The organism is Streptomyces sp. NPDC005808, from assembly GCF_042871385.1.
Classification (GTDB): Bacteria; Actinomycetota; Actinomycetes; order Streptomycetales; family Streptomycetaceae; genus Streptomyces.
Genome location: NZ_JBIAIK010000001.1, coordinates 68,080 through 89,186 on the forward strand (window position 1 = coordinate 68,080; position 21,107 = coordinate 89,186).

The window sequence follows — 21,107 nt, forward strand, 5'->3', positions numbered from 1 at the left end:
GTGCGGCCCGACAGCGGCATTTGGACGCCGGTACTCCGGCCCGCGGTGGGAACCCGCCGCATCCGGCTGATCTGCTTCCCGTACGCGGGGGGCGGCCCCGACCTCTTCAGGAGCTGGGCGGCCGGTCTGGACGACGGAGTGGAACTGGTCGCTGTCAGGCTGCCCGGCCGGGGACCCCGGCTCCGTGAGCCGATGTACGAAGACTGGGAGGCCCTGCTCACCGACACGTTCACCGCACTGTGCTCAGGCGACCTGCTCAGCGCACCGCACGCCTTCTACGGACACAGCTTCGGAGGCCGGCTAGCCTACGAGATGACCCACCTGGCCGCCCGGATGTACAAGGGAACCACCCGGCGACTGTTCGTGTCGGGCAGCCGCAGCCCCAACTTCCCGCAGGTGCGCCCCTATCTGCACGAACTGCCGCAGGACGCCTACCTCGACGCGGTCCGCGGCATGGGCGGCACACCCGCCGAAATCCTCGACGACAAAGCCATGATGCGGCTGTTCCTGCCTACCATGCGGGCCGACATGCGGCTGGCGGAGCTCTGGGGCGACCGCCATGGCGCCCGCGGTATGGACGTGCCCATCACCGCACTCCACGGACGCGACGACCCTGTCGACGGACACGCCGCCATGCGCGACTGGAAGCTCTACAGCACCCGCGACTGCGAAGTGGTGGAGATGCCCGGGGGGCACTTCTTCCTGGACACGCACCGCGAACGACTGCTGGAAGCAATCAACACGAGGCTGGGGGGACCCTCATGACCACACCACACCGCGCCACTGCCGCTGCCCTGGCGGCGCACCGTGCCCTCAACCAGGGCACCACCACCCCGTACCCCGAACTCTCGGTCAAGGAGCTGTTCGAGGCCCAGGCGGCCCGACGCCCCACCGCGACGGCGCTCGTCCATCCCGAAGGCCGTCTCTCCTACCGGGCGCTGGACGGGCTCGCGAACGACCTCGCCGCGCGGATGGAAGACGCGGGTGTCCGCCCCGGCGACACCGTCGCGGTACTCATCGCCCGCTCGGCAGAGCTGATCGTCACGCTGCTGGCCGCGGCCAAGTGCGGAGCCGCCTACCTTCCCGCCGACGTGTCCTGGCCGGACGGCCGACTGGGCACTCTGCTGGAATGCACCGGCAGCAGCCATGTCCTCACCCGCGCCGCCGACACCGGCGCCGTCGGCATCCGGCTGCCGGGCCGGACCGTCGTCCCGGTCGAACTGGGCTCGCTGACCGAACGGCGGGAGCCGCCGTCGTACCAGGGCTCCCCGGACGACATCGCGTACATCAACTTCACCTCCGGCTCCACGGGTGTCCCCAAGGGCGTCCCCATACGCAACCGTGGCATCGTCCGCCTCGTCCACAACGCCCGCTACGCGCGGCTGGACGGGGACACCGTCCTTCTCCAGCTGGCACCAGCTTCCTTCGACGCGGCAACCTTCGAGATCTGGGGTGCGCTGCTCAACGGCGGCACGTGCGTGCTGTACCCGGACTCCTTCGTCCGGCTCGGCCGACTGCGCCGTGTCCTGACCGAGCACCGGGTGAACGTACTCTTCCTCACCACCGCCCTCTTCAATACCGTCGTCGACGAGGCCCCGGAGACTCTCGACAGCGTCACCACGCTGCTGACCGGCGGCGAGGCGCACTCCCTGTCCCACATGGCCACCGCTCTTCGCGCGTATGGCGCTGATCGGATCGTCAGTGTCTACGGGCCCACCGAGTGCACCACCTTCGCCACCTACCACCCGGTCCGCACGCTCCACCCGGACGAGTCCAGCCTCCCCATCGGCCGGCCTGTCCAGAACACCCGCGCCTACGTGGTCCATGACGGCAGGCTGTGCGAACCGGGGGAAACCGGTGAGCTCCTGCTCGCCGGACCCGGTCTGTCCCCGGGCTACCTCGGGCTGCCGGAGACCAACACGCGCCAGTTCGTGGAGGCGGACATCGGCGGGGTCCGCGAACGGCTCTACTGCACCGGCGACCGCGCCCGCCTCTCGGAGCAGGGTCACCTAATGTTCCAGGGCCGGCTGGACGACCAGGTGAAGGTCAACGGCTTCCGCATCGAACTGGGCGAAATCGCCTACCACTTGGACACGCACCCCGCCGTGCGCCAGAGCTTTGTCACCACCAGGCCGAACACGCAGGGCGGACAAGAGATCATCGCCTTCGCGGTACCCGACACCGTGGACCGCGACCCCGAGGAGATCCGCGCGCACCTGCGGGGCATCCTGCCCGCCTACATGGTGCCACCCGTCATCCGGTTCTGTGCCGAACTACCACTGACCGCCACGGGCAAGGTGGACCGGCGCACCCTGCTCGCCGCTCACCAACCCCTCACGATTCCCGCAGGAGCGTCGTCATGAGTACCTCGCTCACCGGTCGCCGGCCCACCGACCGGGAACTGGCCCTGGAATTCCCCTTCTTCGGCTCGGACCACGACGCGTTCCGCGCCCGGATCCGCGCCCGCATCGTCGAGAGCGTGCTGCCCCGGGCCGAGGCCTGGGAGGAGCAGCACGGCATCCCGGCCGACGCCTGGAAGGAACTCGGCGCGGCCGGCCTCCTGGACGTGGGTCACACCGGCGAGGACTTCCTGCGCAGCGCTGTGCTGCTCGAGGAACTGGGCTCGACCGGCTACGCCGGGATCAGGGCCTCCATCGGAGTCCACGCATACATGGCACTCTCCTACGTCCTGTTGTTCGGCACTCCCGAACAGCAGGCGGCACATGTGCCCGCCGCCCACCGTGGCGAGCGCATCACCGCACTGGCCATCAGCGAGACCGGGGCCGGATCGGATCTGCGCGGTCTGCGGACCTACGCGGCGCCGAGCGGCTCCGACGCCGCCGCGGGTTTCGTGCTCGACGGACACAAGAGTTATGTGGCCAACGGCATGGGCGCCGGTCTGCTCGTCGTGCTGGCCCGCACGCGCCGGCCCGCCCCGGACGCCGGGGCGGAGCACGGGCTGACGGGGGCGAGCATGCTGCTCGTCGACGCCGACAGCCCTGGGATCACCCGGCGCCCGCAGCCGATGCTGGGCTGGCGCGCCGCCGACATCACCGAGATCACGTTCGACGGGGTCGAGGTCCCCGCCGATGCCCTGCTCGGCCGACGGGACCGAGCGCTGATGCAGGTGATGCGCGCCCTGGACTTCGAACGGCTGGTGGCGGGACTGCTGGCGGTCGGCGGCGTACGGCACACCCTGCGTCTGCTCGACGAGCATGTCCGCGCCCGCAGGGTCAAGGGCGTGCCCCTGGCTTCGCACCAGTCCGTACGGCACCGTCTCGGTGAGCTGTACGGAGAGTTCGACATGGTGCGTCGATACGCCTTCCACGCGGCCTGGCTGCACTCGAAGGGCCGTCTCGACACCTGCACGGCGTCGGTCCTGAAGCTGCGTTCCACCGAACTGGCGCTGGCCGCGGCCCAGGTGTGCGCCCAGTACCACGGCGCGCAAGGGTACCTCGAAGGGTCCGCCGTGGCGCGTCTGCACCGGGACGCGACGGCCGGAACCATCGCGGCAGGGGCCAGCGAGCTCATGCGTGACATGATTTTCGAGGCGAGCTGAGATGGCGGGGAAAAGCACCATGCCTGTGCCCGCCGGCGCTTCCGCACCGACGGCAGATCCGAACGGAACCGACAGCCCGGGATCGAAACCGCGCCGGGGCCTGGCCGTGGCTGTCGTGGTGACCGCCGTCATCCCCATCGCTGTCGTCGCCGCCATCGCCGTGGGCCTGCCCGGCCCCGAAACTGCGACGGGAGCAGGCAGCGCGCCGAAGCTGGGCGCCACCGGCCACTTCTTCCTCGCCGTCGTCGTCGTCCTGGCCGCGGCCCACCTCGGCGGCGCACTCGCCCGCCGACTCGGCCAGCCCAGCGTGATCGGTGAGATCCTCGCCGGCCTCGCCCTGGGGCCGTCACTGCTCGGCAACCTGGCGCCCGGGTCCATGGCCTGGCTGTTCCCGACCGACAGCCGCCAACCCATGGAGGGACTGGCCCAACTGGGCCTCATCCTCTTCATGTTCGGAGTGGGCCAAGAACTCGCCGGCATGCGCCTGCGGGGCGCGGCGACGCGGGCCCTCCTGGTCAGCCAAGCCTCGGTACTGGTGCCGTTCGCGCTGGGCGCGGCCGTCGCCGTACCGCTTGCCGAACGCTACGCGGGGCGGAACGGCGACATGGCCTTCGTCCTGTTCATCGGCTGCGCCCTGAGCATCACGGCCTTCCCCGTCCTCGCCAGAATTCTTGCCGACCTCGGGATCTCACGCACCGAGGCGGGACGGCTCAGTCTCTTCGCGGCGGCTGTGGGCGACGGGATCGGCTGGCTGATCCTCGCGGCGATCCTGGCCGTCGCCCATGGCTCCGACCCCACTGCTCTGCTGCTCAACGGCTTTGTCGCCGTCGTCATGGCCGCGGTGTTCCTGGGCCCCGTCAAACGCCTGCTGTCCCGCTGGGCCGGTCGAGACCAGCGCGGCGGCGCCGCGACCGGGGTGCTCCTCGTCGGCGGCGTCGCCGGAGCGGCCACGCTCACGGCCGTGATCGGTCTGCACCAGCTGATCGGCGCCCTGCTGGTCGGCCTGGCCTGGCCGGTCCGCGGGGCGGCCGTCGCCGAGCGACTGACGGGCACGGCCAAGACCGTGCTGCTGCCGTTCTTCTTCTTCGGCTTCGGGCTGACGGCCGACCTGAGCGCCCTGCACTGGGACGGCGGGACAATCCTGGTCTTCCTCGGGCTGCTCGTCCTGGCCGCCGTTGGCAAGATCGCCGGGCCCGGCCTGTGCGCTTGGCTCACCGGAATGGAGCGGCGGCCCGCGCTCGTTCTCGGGGTCCTGCTCAACGCCCGTGGCCTGACGGAACTCATCGTCATCCAGATCGGATACGACGCGGGGATCATCGATGCCAAGATGCTCGCCATCCTCACCCTGGTCGCGCTGGGCACCACCGTGATGACGAGTCCCCTGCTGCGCCTGCTCAAAGCGACCGGGCCGGGCCGCAGCGACAGCCGTGAACCGGCCCCGGCCGAACCGTCGGCCGGGGAGCTCGCGCCGCGCGCCTGAGCCCCGGCCGGCTGCCACGCGTGGTCGACACGGTGCGCGACCTTGGCTTCGGCCGCTCCCCATGCGGCATGTCACCCCCCGCGGTTCGGTTCCTCGGCGCCGGGCCCCGCCCATGACGCGAAATCCTCCTCCTCCTCACGACGCTCGCCACCGGCACCTGCGGACGCTGCCCCATCCGGTGGCCTGGCGAGGCACCCCCGGTAAGCGAAAGGAAGGACCGAAGCACATGCCCACGGACGTCGACTCCCCTTTCCCTTTCCCCTTCACCGCGCCGCGACCGGTAGCCGCTGCGGTCGAGCAGGCTCGACGAAGAGGCGTGGACTGGGCCGGTCGGGCACGGACTGCTCCAGCCGACGGGGGGCCGCCCGCAACTGGGCTCGCTTCCTTCGGTCTCTCCTCGCGGAGGCCGACGCCCGCCGTTCCCGCACCGTCCCCGGCCTGGAGGGCTATGTGGCCCTGCGCCGGGAGACCACGGCGGTACGTGTATCTCGACGCCATGGACATCCTCGCCCACTGCAACGATGTCCATGGCGTCGAGCGCGAAGAGGCCCGCGGAGACATTCCCAACCTGGTGCTCGTTCTCGAGGCCGCGAGCGGACGCAGTCACGAGCAGGTGATCGACGGGATACGCCACGGGGTCGGTCGGCTGGCGGAGGAATTTCAGCGTCTCGCGGCAGGGACACCCGCCGTCTGTGAACGCCTGTCCTGCGACCCGTACGAGCGAGTGAGCACCGAGCGCCATCTCAGGCCGCGGTGTCCGGGGTCGGGGTCTCGGAGCCGGTGTAACGTCCGTGGCCGTGAACTTGGCATGATGTAAGGGGTAGTTGATGCAAAGGCTTTTGCTGGTGGGTGTGGGGCTGACGGGGCGGCCGTATGTCGCGGCGGCCCGGCGACTCGGGGTACGGCTCCATGTGGTGGAGACGAAGCCGCAGGCTGAGGCGCTGGCCGGCAGCGTCGACGAGGTCACGGTGTGCCGGGGTATGTCGGACGAGGCGTGGTACGAGGCGGTGAGCGAGGCGGCGCGTGCGGCGTCGCCCGACGGTGTGGTCGCCTTCAGCGAACCGCATGTGCTGGCCGCCTCGCTCCTGACGGATGAACTCGGCCTGCCTGGGCCCACGTTGAAGGCTGCCGTACTGTCGCGCAACAAGGCGCTGCAGCGGGCCCGATTCGCCGCGGCGGGGATAGGCCAGCCGGAGTTCCTGGTAGCCGAGCGACTGGGGGATGCCAGGGGCTGGGCCGCCGGGCGCATGCCGGTGGTGGTCAAGCCGCTGTCCTCCGCCGGCAGTGCGGGCGTGGAACTCGTGGCGGACATTTCGGCGTACGACGAAGCCGTAGCGCGCCGGGACGGTGAGGGCAAGCTCCTGGTGGAGCGCGCGGTGACCGGACCGGAGTACAGCTGGGAGGCGCTCGTCCGCGAGGGCAAGGTGTGGTGTGCCAACCTGACGGCGAAGGAGACCACCGGCCCGCCGTACTTCGTGGAGACGGCGCACCGCACGGCGGCCGAGGTGGACGACGAGGTCCGGGCGGAGGTCGCCGGCCTCGGTGCCGCCGTTCTCGACGCCATGGGGATGGATACTGGCATCGTCCACCTGGAGTTCCGGCTCACGCCGAGCGGCCCGGCGGTGATGGAGGTGGCGGTGCGCACTCCGGGCGATCGCCTGATGGATCTGCTGGGGATGACCTACGGCATCGACTGGTACGAGATGGTCATCCGGTTGGCACTGGGCCGCGAACTCCCGCAGCCTCCCGCCGCGTTGTGCCGCACTGCGAGTTACCTGCCCTCGGCACGGCCGGGAACGGTCGCCGAGGTGCGGGGCCTGGTCGAAGTCCTGGACCATCCTTGCGTCGTCGAGGCGGAGGTGGGCGTCGCGCCGGGCGACGCCGTCGCTCCGCTGCGGTCGTCGGCCGGACGCGTCGGGCACGTGCTGTTGAAGGCGCCGGACGCGCGGACGCTCGAAGCCGCGCTCGACGACGTGCGCCGCACTCTCCAGGTGACGACCCGTTAGGGACGAACCCGCGCTGACACGGAACCCCGCCGTCTCGTCGGCCCGTTGGGCGCGGAGGCGGGGGGTACGGGTGGAACCCCGCTTGGTCGGGGTCGGCCTGGCGTCCAATCCGTCGGACCGTGCGGCCGTCGTGGGGGCGGGCCGGGAGATGACGGGGCCACAGCGGAGCGGGAACTCGATCGTGAGGTTCGAATCGCATGACCACGGCAAAGATCGACAGCCCGGCACTCCGGGACGGCGCGGCCATCTGGAGGATCGCCCGGGACTCGAAGACGCTCGACCTGAACTCGTCCTACAGTTACCTGCTGTGGTGCCGGGACTTCGCCGCCACATCCGTGGTGGCCCGCGGTGCTGACGGGGAGCCGGTCGGCTTCGTCACCGGGTACGTCCGGCCCGACCACCCGCGGGTGCTGGTCGTCTGGCAGGTCGCCGTCGACCGGGAGCATCGCGGTCAGGGAATCGCCGCCGCGCTGTTGGACGCGCTTACCGAGAGGGTCGCCGCCGACAGCGGCCTGGAGGGTGTCGAGACCACCATCACCCCCGACAACGACGCCTCGATCCGGCTCTTCACGTCCTTCGCGGAACGGCACGGGGCCGGTGTCGACCGCACGGTGCTCTTCGGCAGCGAGCTCTTTCCCGAGGGCGGTCACCTCCCCGAGGTGCTCTTCCGGATCGGCCCGCTCGTCCCGCGGTCCCGCTGATCCGGCCGTGCGCCCGATTCCTGCTCGTCCCGGACCCCATCCGCCACCCGTCCCGCCGTCACAGGAAAGCGAAAACAGACATGTCGACTGAGGGCCGCACAAGACCCCGTTGTATGACAATCAAATTCGTCCCGTAAATGGAAGAGTTGTTCTCGCTTCTGCCAGGCAAAACGGGACATCCTTCGTGGAGCCGGCCGCATGCAGAATCCTGATCTCACTATCTGGGAAACCTGCCCGTCATCGTTGCTCAGGTCGGCGGCGGTCGGTATTCTCCTAAAAGATCACTGGTGCAGGGGGTCTGCCCAGGTCGCGCAGCGTCATCGCCGCGCATCAGAAATTCAACCGGGGAGGCGTCGTTGCCGGATTATTTAGCGCCGCGGACACCTATTGCCGCCAGCGGTCCCGTGCGGGCGACGGGCGCCGAATGAGTGCACGGGTCATCACTGAAATCCCCGGCGAGGCATCGAGGCGGTTGCTCGCCGAACAGGCGGCCGTCGAATCCTCGGCGCGCGCCTATCCTCGGCTCACGCCGATTGCCATCAGTCACGGGGACGGCGCCTACCTCACCGACGTCGACGACAACGTCTTCCTGGACTTCCTCACCGGAGCCGGGGTGCTGGTGCTCGGCCACAACGACCCCGAACTGCTGCGCGCGGCGCAGGCGCAGCTTGAGGTGAGCACCCACGGGCTGGACTTTCCCACCTCGGCGAAGCAGGACTTCACCCGCGAGCTCCTGCGGATGCTGCCCGAGGCGATGCGCAACAAGACGAAGATCCACTTCTGCGGACCGACCGGGGCCGACGGGGTCGAGGCAGCGGTCAAGCTATGCAAGACGTTCACGGGACGAAGCGGTGTCGTTTCCTTCCACGGCGGGTTCCACGGCAGTACGCAGAGCACGCTGGCATTGACCGGGCTGCGGGCCTCGAAGGAACTTCCCGGCAATCCGTCGATCTCCTCCTTCTTTCCTTACTCCTATTGCCACAAGTGTCCCCTCGGGCTGTCGCCTGAGAGTTGTTCAGTGAATTGCATCCAGTATCTGGAGAACATGCTGAACGATCCGAGCGGAGGCACGCCCAGACCTGCCGCAGTAATTCTGGAACTGGTCCAGGGCGAAGGTGGCGTCATTCCAGCGCGCCTCGATTTCGTCCGTCGGCTCAGAGAGCTGACCCGCGAACTCGATATTCCGCTGATCGTCGACGAGGTGCAGACGGGGTGCGGCCGCACCGGTACGTGGTACGCCTTCGAGCAATACGGAATCGAGCCCGAGGTCGTCGTCTCGTCGAAGGCGCTCGGCGGCGGACATCCCGTATCGGTGATTCTCTTCGACGAGCGTCTCGACGGCTGGAAGCCCGCCGCGCACACCGGAACCTTCCGCGGCAACCAGCTCGCCTTCGCCGCGGGCGCGACGCAGATCCGGGTGATGGAACGCGATGACGTCCTGGGTAACGTGCGCAAGGTCGGGGTCCACATGAAGGACGGCCTGCGCCGGCTGCAGGAGCGTCACGATTTCATCGGCGACGTCCGTGGCCTGGGCCTGATGCTCGGCGTCGAGTTCGCGCCGCTCGGCTCCTGGTCGGCCGGCGAGGTGGTCGACCGGGTCCGGACGGCCGCGCTCCGTCGGGGTCTGATCTTCGAGCCCGCCGGACGCGACGGATGCGTCGCCCGCTTCCTTCCCCCGCTCAACCTGACCAGGGAAGAGGCGGACGAGGCCCTGGACATCCTGGCCGCGGCGATTGGTGAGGTTGCTGAATCAGCCGAGTCCCTGCGAGGACACCTTGACCGCTGACACGCACCCCGTGCAGGTCCTCAAGTTCGGCGGATCCTCGTTCCTCGACCTGTCGGACTACACGGACGTCGCCGCCTACGTGACCGGAATGCTCACATCCGCGGACGCCAGGATCGCCGTCGTGGTGAGCGGCATGTCCGGAAGCACTGGACGACTGCTCGAAGCCGCGCTGAGCATCGATCCAGATCTCCACCCGCAGGTCCAGGACCAGGTTCTGTCCACGGCGGAGATGGTCAGCGCGAGCTTCCTGCGCGCCGCGCTGAGCGCGGCCGGCTGCCGGACCACCGACCTCTGGGCACCGCAGGCGGGCATCCGCAGCGACAACGCGGCCACCCAGGCCCGGATCGTCTCCATCGATCCCCGCCCGCTCCGCGACGCCTTCGCCGAGCACCGGGTGGTCGTCGTGGCCGGCGGCCAGGCGATGGACGACGACAACCGCATCACCATGCTCGGCCGCAACAGTTCCGACCTCACCGCCGTCGCCCTCGCGGCCAGCCTGTCGGCCGGGCAGTGCCACATCTACGGCGACACACCCGGCGTCTTCACGGCCGATCCCCATGTCGTGCCGTCCGCCCGGCTGATGCCGCGGCTGACGTACCGGCAGTGCCGTCAGATGTCCGAGTCGGGCGCGAAGGTGCTGCACTGGGGAGCGGTCCGGTACGCACAGGAGCAGGGGGTCGTGATCCGTTGCCTGCGGACTGCCGCGGCGCTCGCGGGGGAGGCCGCACCGGGGACCTCTGTGGGCGCTGGACCAGGCGAGACCGCCGTCGTGGGCGACGCGCGCATCCGGTTGTACCGACTGCCGGCCGCGAGCGACGCCAACGCGCCGGTCCGGGCACTGCGCGAGGCCAATCTCGTGGCGCACGTCGTCGACCAGCACGGTACCGCCCTGTTGGCGTTCCCCGCCGGACAGGAACCCGGACGCTCACTGGCGGACCTGGGCCTGGACGCGGAACCCGTCGAAGGCTTGGGCATGGTCTCGGTGGTCGCGCCGGACGGCACCGCCACGAGACGACTCGTCGCCCGCGAGGACGTCGACAGCACCGTCCGCTCCGTACACGAGGACCTGTACGGAGTGCCCGACGCCGGAGACGAATCCCGGGCCCCGTCCAAAGAGCGCTCGCGATACAGCGGACTGCTCCTAGGCTCGGCGGCCCCGACGGCGGACTCCGGCGCGTTCACGGCCGCCACCCGGGAGTAATGCATGCGGATCGTCCTCGGCCTCATCGTGACAGCCGTATGGGGCCTCAGCTTCTCGATGATCAAAATCGCGCAGGAGACCTTCGACCCGTTGTTCCTGCTGGTCCTGCGGTTCGTGCTGTGCTTCCTGCCGGCGGTGTTTTTCGTCCGGCGCCCGCAGGTCCCACTAAGGCAACTCGCGAGCTACGGACTGGCGTTCGGGATAGGTCAGTTCGGTCTGCTCTTCTTCGGCATCAAGGCCGGACTCTCGCCCGGCCTTGCCTCCGTGGTACTGCAGCTCCAGGTGTTCTTCACGATCTCGTTCAGCGCGCTGCTCCTGAAGGAGCGGATGACACGAGGCCAGGTCGCGGGACTCGTCCTGGGGTTCGCCGGTGTGGTCATGGTCGGCGGGATCACCAAGGGAACGGTGACGATCGTCGGCCTGCTACTGGTCACGTGTGCGGCGATGTCCTGGGGAGCGGCCAACGTCCTCGTCAAGAGGATGGACCACGCGGATCCCCTCGGGCTGATCGTATGGTCGAGCCCGATACCGGCAGCGATCCTGCTGCCCTGCTCGCTCGTCGTCGAAGGCTACACATCGATCGAGTCATCGGTTCGGGCCATGGACTGGACCGCATTCGGCGCGCTGCTCTTCATCGCGTACCCCACGACGGTCATCGGGTATTCCGTCTGGAACGCACTCCTGCAGAGGTATGAAACGGGCCGTGTCGCGCCGCTCACCCTGCTGGTCCCGGTGTTCGGTCTGGCCTCGTCGATGTTGATCTTCGGAGAACGGATCACCCTGCCCAAGGCCGCCGCCTGCGGCCTGCTCATCCTCGGGCTCTGTGTGAACCAGGTCAGTGTCCACCGCAGGCAGCAAGTGCCTGCCGCTCATCGATTAATGGAGACACAGTCATGAGTAAAGTAGCGGTTCTCACCAACGACCTGCAGTACGAGCTGGTCAACAAGAATCCGGAGCGCCTCCACGCGGTGACGGAGTCGGTTCCCCGCTTCACCGAGTTCCTCACGGGCATCCGGGACCGGGGACACCACGTCGTGCACCTGCAGATAGTCAACCTGCCGGACGACCCGAACGCCGAGCGCTGGGCCGACGGCTACCTGCCGGTCGAGAAGGGCACGCAGGGCGCGGAGATCATGGCCGAGTTCCTCGCGGACTCGGACATCGTCGTCGAGAAGCACAAGGACAGCGGGTTCTACGAGACGGACCTGCACGACCGCCTCCAGGCGCTGGGCGTCACGACCGTGATCGTCACCGGTATGCAGACCCAGATCTGCGTCCAGACCACGGCGGCCGACGCGTTCTTCCGGGGCTACAACGTCTGGGTTCCTTCCGACTGCGTCGTCTCGGCGCACGAAGCCGACCGTCAGCGCGCGCTGGAGTGGCTGGACGGCTACTGCGCGACGGTCTCGGACTCCGCGAGCATCCTGCAGACCCTCGATGCCCGGGGCGAGCTCCCGCGCAAGGAAGTGGTGACCCCGTGACCACAGCGCCCGTCATCACCGACACGGACACCGTCATCCTCGACCACGGCACCGGCGCCCGCCGCAGCCGCGAGCTCGTGGAGCTGATCGCGGCCACCCTCGGCGACGCCTACACCGGCGAGATGGAGGACAGCGCGATCCTGCGCGTGGACTCCTCGGAGATCGCCATCACGACCGACTCCTTCGTGGTCGACCCGGTCCTCTTCGGCAACGGCGACATCGGGAAGATCGCCGTCTGCGGAACCGTCAACGACCTCGCCGTCGCCGGCGCGGAGCCGCGCTACCTCACCCTCGGCATGATTCTCGAGGACGGGCTGCCGCTCTCCACGCTGGTCCGCGTTCTGACCTCGGTCCGCGAGACCGCGAAGGAAGCCGGCGTCGTGATCGTGGCCGGAGACACCAAGGTCGTACGCAAGGGCGAGGCCGACCAGATCTACCTCAACACCACCGGGGTCGGGATCTTCCGGCGTCCGCCGCTCCGTATGCGGGACGTGCGACCCGGCGACAAGGTGATCCTCAGCGGTCCCATCGGGAACCACACGGTGCACCTGCTCTCGATCCGCGAGGGCCTCGGCTTCGAGCAGCGGGTGCTCAGTGACTGCGCGCCGCTGAACGGGATGCTGGCGGCCGTGTTCGAGGCGACCGGCGGGGAAGGAGTGCACTCCGTCCGCGACGTCACCCGCGGCGGCCTCAACGCGGTCCTCAACGAGTACGCGTCCTCGCTCGGCAGGACCGTACTGGTCGACGAGCCGGCGCTCCCGGTACAGGCCGAGACCCGGATGGCCATGGACATGCTGGGCGTCAGCCCGCTCAACGCCGCGAACGAGGGATGCGCCTGCCTGTTCGTCGCCCCGTCGGCGGTGGACACGGTCATGGAGGCCCTGCGCAGCCACCCGTACGGCGCCGAGGCCGTGGTGATCGGCGAGATCACCCACGAAGAGGTGCCGCGAGTCCAGCTGCTGAACGCCGACGGCCGGCGGGAGACGCTCGCCGAACTCGCCGGAGCCGAGCTGCCCAGGCTCTGCTGAGCGGGGCCGGGTAGGGCGAGAGAGGGAGACATGGAATCGATGGAGAGCACACAGCGGTGGTGTGTGCGGGTGACGGGCGTGGTCCAGGGCGTCGGCTTCCGGCCGTTCGTCTACCGGCTGGCGCACGAGTACTCGCTCACTGGCTGGGTCAACAACGACAGCGCAGGCGTGTTCCTGGAGGCTCAGGGACGCCTGCCGGACCTTTCTGCCTTCACCGCCGCCCTGTCGGCCGAGGCGCCCCCGCTCGCCCGGGTGAGCGAGGTCTCGGTGCGTGAACGGCTGGCGCCCTCACCGGAGCAGGCCGACTCATTCGTCATCCGGGAGAGCGAGAACTCCGGTACGGCCACCACGGTCGTACCGGCCGACTCGTACGTCTGCGACGACTGCCTTGCCGAGATGCGCGATCCGGCCAACCGGCGATACCGGTACCCGTTCGTCAACTGCACCCACTGCGGACCGCGTTACTCGCTCATCCGTGGCCTTCCGTACGACCGGGCGGCCACCACGATGGCGTCGTTCCCCATGTGCGGGGCCTGTGCCGCCGAGTACCGCGACCCGCTGGACCGCCGATACCACGCCCAGCCGACCGCCTGTGCCGACTGCGGGCCGAGGCTCACCGCCTCGGTCCGGGACCAGGACGGCCGAAGACAGGTGGCGGGGGAGGGCGACGTCGCGCTGAACGCGGCCCTGGACGTGGTGCAGCGCGGCGGGATCGTCGCCGTCAAGAGCGTCGGAGGGTTCCACCTGGCGGCCGACGCGCGGAATGCCGACGCGGTCGCCCTGCTGCGCGAGCGCAAGCGGCGCGACAGCAAGCCGTTCGCCGTCATGGTGAGCGACCTGGCGTCGGTCGAGAAGGTCGCCTCGCACACTCCGGCCGAGGACGAGCTCATGCTCTCCCATGCCCGCCCGATCGTCCTCTTGCGCAAGCGGCAGGGCGTACTGCCCGACAGCGTGGCGCCCCGCAATCCCAGTCTCGGCGTCATGCTGCCGTCGGCCCCGCTGCACCACCTGCTGCTCGAGCGGGAGGGCCTGGACGTCCTCGTCATGACGAGCGGCAACGTGTCCGGCTACCCGATCGAGTTCCGCAACGAGGACGCCCTCGCCCGGCTGTTCGAGGTGGCTGATCTCGTCCTCCACCACGACCGCGACATCGAGACCCGGGTGGACGACTCCGTGGTCCGCACCTCGGACCACCCGGACCTGGACCGTCCCCTGGTCTCGTTCCTGCGGCGCTCGCGCGGCTACGCCCCGTACGCCCTGGAGGTCCCGGCCGACCTGGAGCCGGTCATCGGGTTGGGTGCCGAACTCAAGGTGACGGTGTCGCTGGCGCGCGGCTCCAGCGTGTACATGAGCCAGCACATCGGCGACGTGAAGAACGACGAGACCTTCGAGTCGCACCGCACGGCCGCCGACCATCTCGCACGGCTCTACGAGCTCGCGCCGAGCCTCGCGGCGTGCGATCTCCACCCGGACTTCCGGGCGTCCCGGTACGCCCGGGACACCTACGGCGGCGACGTCGAGGAGGTTCAGCACCACCACGCCCACATGTCCGCCTGCATGGCGGAGAACCAGCTCACCGGCACCACGATCGGCGTGGTGTTCGACGGCTCGGGATACGGCCTGGACGGCACCATCTGGGGAGGGGAGTTCCTGCTCGGGGACTACCGCGCGGTGGAACGGGTCGCCCACCTGCGCCGCCTGCCTCTCCTCGGCGGGGACCAGGCCGTACGCGAGCCGGTCCGCACCGGATTCGCACTCGCCGCGGACGCGCTCGGCGGCAAGGACGCGGCCGTGGCCTCGTTTCCCGCACTGGGCGTGCTCGACGAGCAGCAGCGTTCCGTGTACAGCGTCATGGCGGCGCGCGGCATCAACTCGCCGCTCGCGTCGAGCATGGGCCGGCTCTTCGACGGCGCGGCGGCGCTGCTGGGGATCTGCAGCCACGCCGAGTACGAGGCGCAGGGACCGATCGAGCTCGAGGGCCTGCTCGGACGCGACCTGGAGCTGGAGCGGTCGGACGGCTACCAGGTGCTGCGGCAGCCCGGCACGGGCGCGGTGGAGCTGGACTGGCGGCCGCTGATCGGGGCCCTCGCCGCCGACGTCGCGGCCGGCGCCCCTGAGGCCGTGATGTCCCGGCGCTTCCACACCGGGATCGTGGACATGGTCGTCGCCGAGTGCGAGGCCGTCCGGCAGCGGCGCGGGATCAGCCAGGTCGTGTTGTCGGGAGGCGTGTTCCTCAACGAGTTCCTGCTCGTCAACTGTCTCGTCGCTCTGCGCCGCGCCGGATTCGACGCCCACTGCCACAGGCTCGTCCCGACCAACGACGGCGGCATCTCGCTGGGCCAGGTCATGGTGGCGAGCGCCAGACAGGCGGAGCGCCGCCGAGCCGCACGCCATCTGGCCGACAGCAGAGTCTGAGGAGTGTTCATGTCCTATCGCGTACTGATGGTGCAGCCCGCGTTCTCCGCGATCGCCTATGTCACCCACGCCCGTGCCCTCGGCTGGGACGTCCTCGTGGCCTCCCACGAGGCCGGGAGCCGCGTGGTGGCCGAGACCGTGCGGTCCCTCGCCACGGAGAGCATCACCGTGGACACCAACGACAGCGAGGCACTCGGGGCCGCGGTCGACGAGGCCCACCGCCGGAACAGGATCGACGCCGTTGTCGCGGGCGGCGAGTTCTACGTGCCGGCCGCCGCCCGGCTGGCACGGCGGATCGGGCTGGCCGGCCTGGACCCCGCCACCGTCGACAGGGTCCGGTATAAGCCGACTATGCGTCAGGCGGTCGCCGACGCGGGCCTGTTGGTGCCGCGGTTCGCCGTGGTCCGCGACCCGGCGGAGCTCGAGGCCGCCTGTGCGTACGTGGGCTTTCCCGCCGTCATCAAGCCCGTCGAGTCCGGCGGCAGCATCCATGTCTCACGCGTCGACACGGTGGAGCAGGCCCGCACGGCGCTGGCCGCGATGTACGCCGACGACGAGCTCGAGTTCGACAGGCCGCTCGACACCGACGCCGTCCTGGAGCAGTACGTGGCCGGCCCGGAGTACAGCGCCGACGGCTACGTGCGCGACGGTGAGGTCGTCGTCGTGGCGGTGACGAGGAAGCTGCTCGGTCCCGAGCCGCGCTTCCTGGAAATCGGGCATCTGACTCCGGCCCCGCTGGACGAGGACACCCGACGCGAGATCACCGAGTACGCGGTCGGTGTCGCCAAGGCGGTCGGAATCACGGTAGGACCGTTCCACTGCGAGCTGCGCCTCGACGGTGACAACCGCCCGGTGCTCATGGAGATTGCCGCCCGCCTCCCCGGCGACAAGATCACCGAACTCATGGAGACGGCCACCGGGCTGGTACTGCCCAGGATGGTCCTCGCGGCCGCCACCGGGTCCGACCCGGTCAGTCTGGGCGCGTTCCGGGAGCCGGCCGCCGCGGCGGCCGGTATCCGCTTCCTGACGGCGGGCGGATCAGGGGCGTACACGCGGCTCGAGGGCTGGGAAGAGCTGACCGCCGAACCGTGGGTGACGACGGGTCAGGTTCTGATCGAACCGGGCGCGGCCATCAGGACGAACGAGGCGGACTACCGCTGCAGGGTGGCCGTCGTCGTGTTCACGGCCGGATCACCCGCCGAGGCGCACGAGCGCTGGGCCGAGATCGGCGAACGCGTGCGCGTGCTCACCGACTGAGAGCCGCACGACCAAGGATTCGAACAACGCACAGCGAGGATGGGGAATATGGACCCTTTGCGGATTCACTGGTGCTCGCCGCCGGACACGGGTCAGGCAAAACCCACCGACAAGTACAACATCGGTACGCTCGACATGGTTCAGGTCGTCGACTTCGTCCAGGAGGCCGAGGAACTCGGCGTCGACAGCCTGCTGCTGGGGATCGGCCACTACCTGCCCGACCCGCTGCCCGTCGTGGGGGCCCTGACGCAGGTGACGGACCGGGTCAAGTTCATGCTCGCGTACCGTCCGGGCCTGCTGTCGCCGACCCTCTTCGCGCAGGTCGTGAACACCCTGTCCTGGATGTCCGACGACCGCATAGCCCTCAACATCGTCGCGGGGATCTCGCCCGCCGAGCAGGCGGGTTACGGCGACTTCCTCAGCCACGACCAGCGATACGCCCGGACCCGCGAGTTCCTGGAGATCATCCGCGGGCTCTGGGAGAGCAAGTCGCCCCTGAGCTACGACGGGGCGCACTACACCATCAAGGACGCGGAGCTCGGCCTCGGCTACAAGGGCGGAGGCCGACCTGAGATCTACATCAGCGGCGCGTCTGCGGTGGCCCAGGAGACGGCGCTCGCCCTCGGTGACTGCTGGCTGCGGTACGGGGACACCCCTGAGGGGATCGCCAAGGCGAGCCGGCCGCTCGTCGAGGGCGGCCGCCGCGTCGGCACCAGGATGCATGTCCTGGCCCGGGCCACGCGTGCCGAGGCGGTCGCGGAACTCGCCCAGCTGATGCGCGACCCCGACGCGGCGCACGAAGCGTACATCCGGGACTTCGTGGCGACGGTGGACTCCGAAGCGGTGAAGTCCTCCTACCGGCTGGCCGATGAGGTCGACGGTGAATGGCTGTCGCCCTTCATCTGGACCGGTGCCGTCTCCTACCGCGGTGGTTCCGCGCTCTGCGTCGTCGGCAGCTACGAAGAGGTGGCCCAGTACATCCACCAGTACAAGGCCGCGGGGGTCAGCGAGTTCATCTTCTCCGGCTGGCCCACCCGGGATGAGATGCGCAACTTCTTCACCCACGTGGTGCCTCTGATCCGAGACCTCGAGAGTGCGGAGTCCGGGACGTCCCTGTCGTGAACCCCGTTCATCCCCGCAGTGAAGGCTGAGGAACAGCTCATGCACATTGTTGTCATCAACCGCTGGCCGCGCTTCTCCGACGGGCGGCGCTGGGATCATGAGCTCAGCCGCTTCGACGAGTTCATCGACCACGACCGGCACCGGGTCAGCTACGTCGTCGACGCGGTCGGTGCGACCGGCGTGCTCGCGGAGCCCGCCAAGATCGCCTGCCTCGTGGAGATCGCGGACGTCAACGACTTCGAGGCGCTCTGCGGGGCGGTGCGCGAGGTCGAGGCCCAGGTGGGGCGGGTCGACCAGCTCGTCGCACTGTCGGAGTTCACGCTCGGGATCGCGGCGGAAGTCCGCGAGACTCTGGGCATCCCGGGTCCGCGCCCCCAGGACGTGGCGGTCTACCGGAACAAGCTGACGATGAAGGAACTCGTCGCGAAGGCAGGGGTGCGCGTGCCCCGTTTCGTGCCGTGCGGCGACGCGGAACCCGCCATCGCCTTCGCGCGCTCGGTCGGATACCCGCTGATCCTCAAGCCGGTCGCCGGGGCGGCGAGCATCGGCGTGCACAAAGTGGACGACGAAGCCGCGCTCCTGTCGTTGCTCGAGGCAGTCGATTCGGACGACTACGAGCTCGAGGAGTTCATCGAGGGGACCATCCACCACGTGGACGGATTCGCCGACAACGAGTCCCAGATCCCGTTCCAGTCGGTGTCCCGTTACATCAACGACTGCCTGTCGTTCGAAGCCGGCGGTGAGCCGCTCGGCTCGGTGGTCATGCAGTCCTCCGAACTACGGACGCGTATCGAGGAGTTCGCCCGCACATGCGTGTCGGCCCTGGGCATGAAGTCGATGCCGTTCCACCTCGAACTCTTCGTCACGAAGACCGGAGAGCTGGTCTTCCTGGAGGTCGCCGGCCGCATCGGCGGAGCGGAGGTTCCGTACCTCACGCACCGTCTCTTCGGAGTCAACCTCTGTCAGGTCTGGCTGAACGCCTTGTGCGAGGGAACGGTGACGCTTCCGCCCCGGGCCGGGGATCCGTCGGGTGGCTGGCTGATCATTCCGAAACCGCGGGAGCTGCCGGCGCGGGTGGTCTCGGTGACGTCCCCGCGCGAGTCCCTCGCGACGGTCTGGCGCGAACTGGTGCCGGACGCGGGCGAGGTCATGCAACCGGGCGGCAGCTACGACGCGGTGCACAGTGGGCGATACATCCTGGTCGGCGACGAGGCCGCGGTGGAGGCAGACATTCGTACGGTCATCGCCGGTTTCCGCATCGAGACAGCACCGGTGCGGGAATGACGGCGCCGCACGCCGCGGATCAGACCGCGGACGAGAAGGCACACGATTCGACGATCAGCCGACAACGACTGGGGCGCCGCCTCTTCGGCTGCGGTGTGCTGCTCGGTGTCGTCGCGGAACAGATCGTGCTGTTCGCGGTACCACTCATCATCTTCCAGGACACCGGCAAGGTCTCCGCGCTCGGATTCGCCTACGCCATCGAGTGGCTCCCGGCTCTGCTGGCCTATCCGTTCGCGGGACTCCTCGCTGACCGGGACGGCGGCGCACGGCTGTTCTCCCTGGTCTCCACGGGCCGGGCCGTGGTTCTCGTCGGCGCCCTCGTCGGCTGCCTGGCGGCTCCGTCCCTGCTGACCCCGATCCTCATGACCTCCGGAGGACTGCTCTCCCTTCTGATGGCGCCGGTACGGATGTCCATCGAGAAGGTGGTGCCCCAACTGGCCGAGGGCACAGAACTGGCGAAGACCCAGGGCCTGGTCCAGAGCATGGAGGTCTCGGCGATGGCCGTGGGCCCCGCCCTCGCACTGCTGGGTGTGGCCTTCATCGGGAAGTTCGGGCTCCTCGCCTGCGCGGCCGCGGCGTTCCTCGCGGCGGCGGCCTGCTGGCTGCCGCTGCCCCGTGGGGTACGGGCGTCCAGCGGCAGCAGCGCGCGGGAGAGTCTGGCCGAGCTCCGGCTGGGCTGGTCGCTGCTGGTGGGCAACCGGCCGATCGTGCTGCTGGCCGTCCTCAACTTCTCGATCAACCTGGTCTTCGCCACCGTACTCAGCGCCAACGCGGCCCTCATCACCGGCGTGTTCCACGCGCCCGAGTCCGCGTATGCCCTGCTCAACATCGGCGTCGGCGTCTTGGGAGCGGTCAATCTCCTCGTGGTCCCGTTCCTGTTGCGGCACATCGAGGTGCGGGCGCTGGGCGTCTTCGGTCTCGCCCTCGTATGTGTGAGCCTGGCCGTGCTGGGGTTCGCCCCCTCGCTGTTGCTGTACGGGCCCGCGTTCGTGGCCGCGATGGTCGGCGTGACCTACTTCAACATCTTCAACCGCACCCAGCGCATCAAGGTCATACCGCAGGAGCACCTGGGCAAGGTGATGGGGCCCTTCTACCTCCTCAACCTGCTGTCCCTGCCCATCGGCGGCCTCCTGGTGGCAGGCGTCGGATCCAGCTGGGGACCCCAACGGTTGGTCGCCGTACTGGCGCTAGCGCTCAGCGTGTTCGGCGCGGTCATGCTGCCGCTGACTATCCGCGCCTTCGGCCTCGCCGCATCAGCACGCGAGGCCCTGCCGGCGGGGGTGGAGTGATGGACGTCGGCTTCCGATGCCTCCTGACGACGGTCGAATCGGATTCGCACTTCTGGAATCTCATCTACCTGGAAAAGGTCCTCGAAGAACACGGAGCGCTGGTCCACAACCTGGGGGCCTGCACCCCGGCCGACCTCGTCGTCGAGGAACTCGCCGCGTACCGGCCGGATCTCCTCGTGGTGTCGAGCGTCAACGGGCACGGCTATCACGGGGCGCGTGAGCTGCTTTCGCGGATCCACCTCGCCGGTCTCGACGTGGCCTGTGTCGTCGGCGGCAAGCTCACCACCGCCGCCTCGGACAACGACCGCGTCCGCCGCGACCTGCTGGCGCACGGTTTCACCGACGTCTTCATCGAGGAGGACGCCGTCGACCGCTTCCGTGCGCTGCTCGACTTCGGTGTCCGGTTCGGTTTCTCGGCGTGGCGGGCCGACGCACCGGTGGTCGCGCCGTGGGACGGCCCCGCGCACGCCCTGAAGAACCTCAGCCCAGGGCGTTGAC

At 69.3% G+C, this 21,107-nt stretch carries 18 protein-coding genes and 1 pseudogene; all 19 read left to right on the top strand.

The window, feature by feature from the left end; translation table 11 throughout:
* On the top strand, positions 1-765 hold the full coding sequence (locus tag ACFYPC_RS00310; RefSeq protein WP_388668286.1) for a thioesterase II family protein: 765 nt from the start codon (positions 1-3) through the stop codon (positions 763-765).
* The gene (locus tag ACFYPC_RS00315; protein WP_388668289.1) at positions 762-2,363 is read left to right on the top strand and encodes an amino acid adenylation domain-containing protein; all 1,602 of its coding nucleotides are present in this window, start codon (positions 762-764) and stop codon (positions 2,361-2,363) included. The genes ACFYPC_RS00310 and ACFYPC_RS00315 overlap by 4 nt, the downstream gene beginning before the upstream one ends.
* Entirely contained in the window at positions 2,360-3,559 is a 1,200-nt protein-coding gene (locus tag ACFYPC_RS00320) for an acyl-CoA dehydrogenase family protein (RefSeq protein ID WP_388668292.1), read from the top strand. The genes ACFYPC_RS00315 and ACFYPC_RS00320 overlap by 4 nt, the downstream gene beginning before the upstream one ends.
* A 106-nt stretch (positions 3,560-3,665) precedes the next feature.
* The gene (locus ACFYPC_RS00325; RefSeq protein ID WP_388668294.1) at positions 3,666-5,039 is read left to right on the top strand and encodes a cation:proton antiporter; all 1,374 of its coding nucleotides are present in this window, start codon (positions 3,666-3,668) and stop codon (positions 5,037-5,039) included.
* Between the two features lie 321 nt (positions 5,040-5,360).
* Positions 5,361-5,516: pseudogene (locus ACFYPC_RS00330) on the top strand (terpene synthase family protein); the annotation flags it as partial.
* A gap of 19 nt (positions 5,517-5,535) precedes the next feature.
* Complete coding sequence (locus ACFYPC_RS00335) at positions 5,536-5,856, top strand: terpene synthase family protein (protein WP_388669949.1); 321 nt, start codon at positions 5,536-5,538, stop codon at positions 5,854-5,856.
* A 10-nt stretch (positions 5,857-5,866) separates the two neighbouring features.
* Complete coding sequence (locus tag ACFYPC_RS00340; RefSeq protein WP_388668297.1) at positions 5,867-7,045, top strand: ATP-grasp domain-containing protein; 1,179 nt, start codon at positions 5,867-5,869, stop codon at positions 7,043-7,045.
* Between the two features lie 197 nt (positions 7,046-7,242).
* Positions 7,243-7,746, top strand: a complete 504-nt coding sequence (gene ectA / locus ACFYPC_RS00345; protein ID WP_388668300.1) for a diaminobutyrate acetyltransferase — start codon at positions 7,243-7,245, stop codon at positions 7,744-7,746.
* A gap of 424 nt (positions 7,747-8,170) precedes the next feature.
* Complete coding sequence (locus ACFYPC_RS00350; RefSeq protein WP_388668303.1) at positions 8,171-9,532, top strand: aspartate aminotransferase family protein; 1,362 nt, start codon at positions 8,171-8,173, stop codon at positions 9,530-9,532.
* The gene (locus ACFYPC_RS00355) at positions 9,522-10,733 is read left to right on the top strand and encodes a hypothetical protein (protein WP_388668305.1); all 1,212 of its coding nucleotides are present in this window, start codon (positions 9,522-9,524) and stop codon (positions 10,731-10,733) included. Before ACFYPC_RS00350 ends, ACFYPC_RS00355 begins: the two co-directional genes overlap by 11 nt.
* Before the next feature lie 3 nt (positions 10,734-10,736).
* A complete protein-coding gene (locus ACFYPC_RS00360; RefSeq protein WP_388668308.1) occupies positions 10,737-11,630 on the top strand; it encodes an EamA family transporter in 894 nt (297 codons plus the stop codon).
* Positions 11,627-12,214: a cysteine hydrolase family protein gene (locus tag ACFYPC_RS00365; RefSeq protein ID WP_388668311.1), complete on the top strand. Its 588-nt coding sequence runs from the start codon at positions 11,627-11,629 to the stop codon at positions 12,212-12,214. The genes ACFYPC_RS00360 and ACFYPC_RS00365 overlap by 4 nt, the downstream gene beginning before the upstream one ends.
* Positions 12,211-13,242 carry a hydrogenase expression/formation protein HypE gene (hypE, locus tag ACFYPC_RS00370; RefSeq protein WP_388668314.1) on the top strand — a complete coding sequence of 344 codons (1,032 nt, stop codon included), beginning with the start codon at positions 12,211-12,213 and terminating at the stop codon, positions 13,240-13,242. Before ACFYPC_RS00365 ends, hypE begins: the two co-directional genes overlap by 4 nt.
* Positions 13,243-13,281: 39 nt before the next feature.
* On the top strand, positions 13,282-15,657 hold the full coding sequence (gene hypF / locus ACFYPC_RS00375; protein WP_388668317.1) for a carbamoyltransferase HypF: 2,376 nt from the start codon (positions 13,282-13,284) through the stop codon (positions 15,655-15,657).
* 9 nt (positions 15,658-15,666) lie between these two features.
* Entirely contained in the window at positions 15,667-16,914 is a 1,248-nt protein-coding gene (locus ACFYPC_RS00380; RefSeq protein ID WP_388668320.1) for an ATP-grasp domain-containing protein, read from the top strand.
* Between the two features lie 48 nt (positions 16,915-16,962).
* The gene (locus ACFYPC_RS00385; RefSeq protein ID WP_388668323.1) at positions 16,963-18,036 is read left to right on the top strand and encodes an LLM class flavin-dependent oxidoreductase; all 1,074 of its coding nucleotides are present in this window, start codon (positions 16,963-16,965) and stop codon (positions 18,034-18,036) included.
* Positions 18,037-18,075: 39 nt separating this feature from the next.
* Positions 18,076-19,320, top strand: coding sequence for an acetyl-CoA carboxylase biotin carboxylase subunit family protein (locus ACFYPC_RS00390; protein WP_388668326.1), 1,245 nt, complete (start codon positions 18,076-18,078; stop codon positions 19,318-19,320).
* Complete coding sequence (locus ACFYPC_RS00395; protein ID WP_388668329.1) at positions 19,317-20,609, top strand: MFS transporter; 1,293 nt, start codon at positions 19,317-19,319, stop codon at positions 20,607-20,609. Before ACFYPC_RS00390 ends, ACFYPC_RS00395 begins: the two co-directional genes overlap by 4 nt.
* Positions 20,609-21,106: a cobalamin B12-binding domain-containing protein gene (locus tag ACFYPC_RS00400; protein ID WP_388668332.1), complete on the top strand. Its 498-nt coding sequence runs from the start codon at positions 20,609-20,611 to the stop codon at positions 21,104-21,106. The genes ACFYPC_RS00395 and ACFYPC_RS00400 overlap by 1 nt, the downstream gene beginning before the upstream one ends.
* Position 21,107: the final 1 nt, after the last annotated feature.